Raw genomic sequence first — 6,023 nt, forward strand, 5'->3', positions numbered from 1 at the left:
CGGGGCCTTCAATCTCCCGATTGAAAGTCCCGGCGTACAGGAGCGTGGGTTGCGGGCCAGAGCAGTCAGCTCTGCAGCGACGCCATCGCCAGTCAGCCCGGCACTGGATATAACATCAGCAATGAGGCCGGGGAAGATGTTTCAACCCCCAGGCCCAGACCCGGGCTATTTCAGCTGGCTGTCCTTGGAACCGCGCCGGTTGATGCCGCCGCGGGCCTGATGGGCGCTGTCACGCTCCTGCTGGCAGTCGATGCATAGCTTGACACCGGGAAGGGCGATGCGGCGCTTTTCCGGGATTGGCTCTTCGCATTCGGCACAATGGGTCAGGCTTTCGCCGACAGGGCGTTTCTGCGCCTTCATCCGCGCCAGCTCGTCGTTGATCGAGGCTTCGATCTGCTCATTCACCGCGCCGTCCTGCGCCCAGCCGCCAGCCATGTCCCTTCCTCCTGTACCAGAGGGAATGAATTTAGGGCCGGACGGATAGTCTGGCTAGGGCCAGTCCGCTCCAATTTCCGAGTAAATCTATCAACTATTTGATTTTATTGCATTTTCCATTGACTGCCGCACCCTAGGCAGTTACACAGAATGCAGAAATTGCAAGCAAGCCAGAATCAGCAGGCCGCAAGCAGCCAGCGCTCCAGCCACCCGTCAGGGCAGCCAGACAGCAAGCATCGCCAGCAACCAGAGTGATTTCAGCCAGCCGCGCCTAGAGTATTCAGCCAGCAATTCTGCCAGCCCTCCCCATTCAGCCGCGCACCCAGCTTTTTGCCAGGCCCGTGCCAGACAGGTTTTCCCGCCAGCATTTGCCAGCAAGGCAGGTCAGCACATCTGACCAAATGTTTCGCGCGCGAAACATTACGGCAGAACCGCTGCCGTAAAGCCAGCATCATTGTCAGGTGACAAAAAAGGCGGTGCACAGCACCGCCTTTCATTCTTTCGGACTGACGCTGGTTCAGGCGCCGTTCAGCATGCCCTTTTCCATCGCCAGGTCGCGCATCTTCTTCTGCAGCTTTTCAAACGCGCGCACCTCAATCTGGCGGATCCGTTCGCGGCTGACATTGTACTGGGTGCTCAGGTCCTCCAGCGTGACTGCCTGATCCATCAGCCGGCGCTGGGTCAGGATGTCCTTCTCGCGGTCGTTCAGCACGTCCAGCGCCTCGGCCAGCAGCTCGCGGCGGGCCTCCAGCTCATCGCGGGCTTCATAGTCGCCGGCCTGGTCGGCATCTTCGTCCTCCAGCCAGTCCTGCCACTGCATGGTGCCTTCGCCCTCAGAACCAACTGTGGCATTCAGCGACGCATCGCCGCCGGACATGCGGCGGTTCATCGAGATCACCTCATCCTCGGTCACACCGAGGTCCGTGGCAATCCGCGCGACGTTTTCGGGGCGCAGGTCGCCCTCCTCCAGCGCGCCGATGCGAGCCTTTGCCTTGCGCAGGTTGAAGAACAGCTTTTTCTGGGCCGAGGTGGTGCCAAGCTTCACCAGAGACCAAGAGCGCAGAATGTATTCCTGGATCGAGGCGCGGATCCACCACATGGCATAGGTTGCCAGACGGAAGCCCTTTTCCGGATCAAAGCGTTTCACCGCCTGCATCAGGCCGACGTTTGCCTCGGAGATCACTTCGGCCTGCGGCAGGCCATAGCCGCGGTAGCCCATGGCGATCTTGGCCGCGAGCCGCAGATGGGACGTCACCATCTTGTGGGCCGAGGCCGCATCCTGTTCTTCCACCCAGCGCTTGGCCAGCATGTATTCCTCTTCCGGCTCCAAAAGCGGAAATTTGCGGATTTCCTGGAGATACCGGTTCAGGCCGCCTTCGGGCGTCGGGGCAGGCAGGTTTGCATAATTCGCCATATAAAGTGTCCCTCCCAAAATGTATAAGGACTTAACATTAGCGCATATGTGATAGCGCTAAGCCCTTTTCAAGGACCGCTTAAGGAATTCTTCTATGGTAGCCCGAGTCTTTTCGTCTGTGAATTGCGTCACAGGAGGGAACACGCTTATTTGCTGTCAGTTTACTGGCGCAAGGCATCCAGCAGTGCGGCCATATCCGGGGGCAGCGGCGCCTCGAACCTGAGGGCCTCTCCGCTTACCGGGTGATCAAACCCCAGAACCGCCGCATGCAAAGCCTGGCGCGGGAAGGCCTGCACCGCCGCCTGCCCTGCTTCGCTGAGAGTCTTGGCAGCCAGCTTGCGGCGCCCGCCATAGGTGGGGTCGCCGATCAGCCCATGGCCGGCATGGGCCAAATGCACCCGGATCTGGTGGGTGCGGCCGGTTTCCAGCCAGCATTCAATCAGCGCGAGGCTCGGCGGGGTGCCGAAGCTTTCGACGATGCGGGCGCGGGTCACCGCATGGCGGCCGCCCTGGAACAGCACCGCCTGGCGCTGGCGGTCGGTCTTGTGCCGGGCCAGCTGGGTGGTGAGCTTGAGGATATTGCCGGGTTCGAAACTGGCGCCCTTGACGCCGCGCAAGCGGGGATCGTTGCCATCCGGCACGCCGTAGCAGACAGCCTGATAATAGCGCTCCACCGTGTGTTTTTCGAACTGGGCAGCCAGCCCCTGGTGAGCGGCATCAGATTTGGCCACCACCAATAGGCCACTGGTTTCCTTGTCGATCCGGTGCACGATACCGGGGCGTTTAACCCCGCCGACGCCTGACAGGTTGCCGCCGAAATGATGCAGCAGAGCATTAACCAAGGTACCAGAAGGCGAGCCCGGCGCCGGATGGACCACCATGCCCGCGGGCTTATTGATGACAATCAGATCTTCGTCTTCATGGACGATTTCCAGCGGGATGTCTTCGGGGCCAATGTGGCTGTCCTCGGCCTCCTCCACCTGGATGGAGATCTGAGCGCCTTCGGCGATCTTCGCCTTGGGGTCCTGCACGACGGCGCCATCCACTGTCAGCGCTCCTTCTTCGATCAGCCGTGCCAGCCGGGTGCGCGACAGAGACGCCTCCTCTGGCACATCGCGCGAAACCGCTTTATCAAGCCGTTTAGGCGGGTTTTCCGCGATGACAAACTCAATCCGGCGGCTGCCCATGACTGATCCTTCCGAGACCGAAATCCAACAGGAACCGCCGCAGATCCGGTTCCTGCGGCGGCTGGTAACCACGCTGACGGTGGTGATGATTGGCGGGCTTGTAGTGATTATCTCGCTGCTTGTCATCCGCCTGCAAGCAGGCGATGCGCCGCTGCCTGCGGAAATCGCCCTGCCCGACGGTGTTGAAGCCGAAGCGGTAACGCTGGGCCGCGACTGGATTGCAATCGTCAGCCGGGACAACCGCATCCTGATCTTTGACCGTGAGACCGGTGATCTGCGCCAGGAAGTTTTGATGAACAATTGATCCGGCAGGTCAGGATCTGAGCAGCACCTTGTTGGAGTCGATTGCCGCGGCGATTTGCGCATATTGCGTCTGTCGCTCCTGTGCCGCCTCTGCACTGCGCAGCAGCACTTTGCCAGCCTCCTCAAACATCTTGGCCGCCTCCCTGTTGACCTCAGCCTGCGCCGAGGCACGGACCGGGATCAGAGGACGGTTTGTTTTTTGCGCCTGGTCTGTTGAACTGGTGACCGTCACCCGCCCCCGGTTCGGATCCCTGTTCTGGCGGGCCAGCCGCTTCAGCTGCTGAGAAGTGTCCTGCAGGACTTCCCTCACCTCTTCGTAATCGGTGCCATTAGGTATCCCGTCCGCCGCGGCCTCCAGACGTTCGGACAAGCAGTCAACCTGCAGCGACGAATCGCCGGTGGAACTGCAGAAAGCCTTGGCAGCTGCCAATGTGCTCAAAAGCTCGCTTAGAAATGCGGCTGAGCCGAATTCCCCCGCAGGCACTACCACAGTATAGATAAGCCCCCCTGGGGCCTGAGCCAGGACCGGCCCGCCCGCCAGCCCGAGACAAGCCGCCCCTGCTGTCAAACTCTTTAACACCACTCTGAACATAGTTTCCCTCTCCATTCGCTGTCAGGCATCACAGAACTCATTTCCGCCGATCAGATATTCGCAGCTGGGCGGCATTTCGCTGGAAAACGGATCACACAGCACCATCATGTTGTTCGAAAACAGATCACTTCCTAAGTTTAATCCATCCAAACCGATGAGGTTGTTTACCTATGTATACCAGTATTTTCCGGGGAATACCCCTTATTCTGCCGATCATTTTTGCCGGACAGGCCGCTCTGGCACAGACAGATCCATCTGCGCTTGACGAAGCCAAAAGACGGCTCGCCTGCGGAGCGGGAACGCCGGTCTCTGCCAGCTATCTGCCCGATGGAGCTCTGCAAGTCACTTGCCAGGCTGCGGGAGCCCAATCAATAAGTGGTGTCACCGGTCAGGCGCTGCCTGCCACCGGGCTTTCAGCGGGAGCCGCCGCCGGGGCAATCACCGGGTTACTGTTCATTGCAGTGGTTGCAAGCGACAGTGACTCCGCAAGCACAACCACGTCATCCACGTCAGCGGATTAAGGAAGGGCAGGCTCAGGCTTGGCCGCCGCACATAAAGGCACCCCCTTCATGTGTTCACCGGACAATTCTATGCCCGAAAATCCGGACGCCAACAGCCTGATGAAAAGGTAGGCTTCATACATCTTCAGCGGGGAGATGGTACCGCCTCCCCGGCTTGAACGGGGGACCTCTGGATCCACAATCCAGCGCTCTAACCAACTGAGCTAAGGCGGCACTGAGGGGGCATTTATAGCACGCTCCGGAGCCGTGCAAGAGGTTTTTCACCTTTCTGTTTCAGAAATCCGCCTCATAAGAACACGCGTGGCGATGACCCCAGCGGAACACACAAACTGTTGCGGAGCGTCGCCCGCAACAGTTTGCATTTGCTCCAAAATTTCACCGCTGCGTCTTATGACGCCACAGCTTCCTGAAAAGTAAGATGCCAGGTCTGCTCCACCAGATCCTGGCCGTAATTGCACACCGGTCGGCTGTCCTGCAACTGCCACCCGAAAGCGCGGTAAAGGGCGCAGGCCGTGCGATGGCTTTCGTGGGTCTTCAGCATCATGCCGCTGTATCCGGCGGAGCGGGCGAAGGCCATGCACTCACGCAGAAGCCGTTTGCCCAGCCCCCTGCCACGCGCCTTTGGCGTCAGCAGGAACAGGCGCAACTGTGCTGTTTCCTGATCTTTCTTCATGCAGAATACCGTGCCCAGACGCTCCTTGCCGCTGACCGCCATCCAGCCGCGCTCACACACGGGATCGTGAGCGGCACAGAAGCTGTGCAGAATATCCGCGACCTGCACCCCGAAACTGCTGTCGAACCCTGCTTCTCGGGAATAGAGATCCTGGTGGCGAGCCACCAGCCATTGCATGTCGGTCGGGGCGAATCGGCGCAGCGTTACATCCATCATGCAGGCAGTGTAGCGCAAACCCGGCTTGCGTTTCAGCCTGCGGCGGGCTAGCACCAGCATTCAGGCGGCTGACTGCCAGTGGAGTGCAAGATGGGCATCAATACCGAACGCGACGTTGAAGCAAACATGCAGATCGGCCCGACCGATCAAGGCATGGTGCGGATTTTCATCGAGGCGGGCGGAGTCGAGATCCCGATGGACTTTGACCCCGAAGAAGCAGAAGAGATCGCCGACGAGCTTCGCGCCGCCGCACAGGCAGCACGCACCGTCAAGTAAGACAAGCTTTCGGAAAAACCACCATGGTTTTCAGGCGAATTTTCTGATCTGCAATTTTAGCTATTATATCTATCTAAAGTCTCAGGGCTCACCTTGGTGCTCAGCCAGTTATTGGAGTGAGTAAGATGGTGAACCTGACGAGCAGCACAGCCAACCCCTTTTTCTATTCAGCGCAACTGACCGCTGTGAGCAGCGGCGCGCGCGCTTCCCTAGACGGGATCAATCCAGCCCTCGGCATGAGCGCCGATGAACTGCAGCAGGAAGCCAACGCCCTGTTCGGCAGCCAGGGCCGCCGCGGGCCGGAAGGCCTGCCGCCAGCGGCGCACGGCTGGGAGAAACCGCAGGTGCAGAATGCGGTTGTGAAACTGGGCGGCGCACCAGCAGTCCCTGCCCCCGCCCCCAACAC

7 protein-coding genes and 1 tRNA gene are annotated in these 6,023 nt (G+C 59.9%); 2 read left to right on the top strand and 6 right to left on the bottom strand.

Annotated features, from left to right (window positions below):
- Positions 1–165 precede the first annotated feature (165 nt).
- From RA26_RS03590 to RA26_RS03600, 3 genes are all read right to left on the bottom strand, one after another.
- Positions 166–435, bottom strand: a complete 270-nt coding sequence (locus RA26_RS03590) for a DksA/TraR family C4-type zinc finger protein (protein WP_039179794.1) — start codon at positions 433–435, stop codon at positions 166–168.
- Positions 436–952: 517 nt separating this feature from the next.
- Entirely contained in the window at positions 953–1,849 is an 897-nt protein-coding gene (gene rpoH / locus RA26_RS03595; RefSeq protein WP_039179797.1) for an RNA polymerase sigma factor RpoH, read from the bottom strand.
- Between the two features lie 161 nt (positions 1,850–2,010).
- Complete coding sequence (locus tag RA26_RS03600; protein WP_039179799.1) at positions 2,011–3,036, bottom strand: RluA family pseudouridine synthase; 1,026 nt, start codon at positions 3,034–3,036, stop codon at positions 2,011–2,013.
- On the opposite strand from RA26_RS03600, the gene RA26_RS03605 reads away from it, so the two are divergent.
- Positions 3,035–3,340 carry a DUF6476 family protein gene (locus RA26_RS03605; RefSeq protein WP_039179802.1) on the top strand — a complete coding sequence of 102 codons (306 nt, stop codon included), beginning with the start codon at positions 3,035–3,037 and terminating at the stop codon, positions 3,338–3,340. The two genes, RA26_RS03600 and RA26_RS03605, sit on opposite strands and share 2 nt — an antisense overlap.
- Positions 3,341–3,349: 9 nt before the next feature.
- Here RA26_RS03605 and RA26_RS23145 read toward each other — a convergent pair whose 3' ends face one another.
- The 3 genes from RA26_RS23145 to RA26_RS03620 form a co-directional block, all read right to left on the bottom strand.
- Complete coding sequence (locus RA26_RS23145; protein ID WP_241482574.1) at positions 3,350–3,709, bottom strand: hypothetical protein; 360 nt, start codon at positions 3,707–3,709, stop codon at positions 3,350–3,352.
- 879 nt (positions 3,710–4,588) lie between these two features.
- Positions 4,589–4,665: transfer RNA gene (locus tag RA26_RS03615), tRNA-His, on the bottom strand.
- 175 nt (positions 4,666–4,840) lie between these two features.
- Entirely contained in the window at positions 4,841–5,341 is a 501-nt protein-coding gene (locus RA26_RS03620; RefSeq protein ID WP_039180063.1) for a GNAT family N-acetyltransferase, read from the bottom strand.
- 90 nt (positions 5,342–5,431) lie between these two features.
- Here RA26_RS03620 and RA26_RS03625 point away from each other — a divergent pair, with 90 nt between their 5' ends.
- Positions 5,432–5,617 (top strand): DUF6324 family protein, encoded by a 186-nt coding sequence (locus RA26_RS03625; protein WP_019294714.1) that lies wholly within the window; start codon positions 5,432–5,434, stop codon positions 5,615–5,617.
- Positions 5,618–6,023: the final 406 nt, after the last annotated feature.

The organism is Leisingera sp. ANG-M7, from assembly GCF_000813965.1.
Taxonomy (GTDB): Bacteria; Pseudomonadota; Alphaproteobacteria; order Rhodobacterales; family Rhodobacteraceae; genus Leisingera.

Coding starts and splice junctions, on each gene's coding strand:
- RA26_RS03590 (WP_039179794.1), bottom strand. CDS start 435: ATGGCTGGCGGCTGGGCGCAGGACGGCGCGGTGAATGAGCAGATCGAA.
- rpoH (WP_039179797.1), bottom strand. CDS start 1,849: ATGGCGAATTATGCAAACCTGCCTGCCCCGACGCCCGAAGGCGGCCTG.
- RA26_RS03605 (WP_039179802.1), top strand. CDS start 3,035: ATGACTGATCCTTCCGAGACCGAAATCCAACAGGAACCGCCGCAGATC.
- RA26_RS03600 (WP_039179799.1), bottom strand. CDS start 3,036: ATGGGCAGCCGCCGGATTGAGTTTGTCATCGCGGAAAACCCGCCTAAA.
- RA26_RS03620 (WP_039180063.1), bottom strand. CDS start 5,341: ATGATGGATGTAACGCTGCGCCGATTCGCCCCGACCGACATGCAATGG.
- RA26_RS03625 (WP_019294714.1), top strand. CDS start 5,432: ATGGGCATCAATACCGAACGCGACGTTGAAGCAAACATGCAGATCGGC.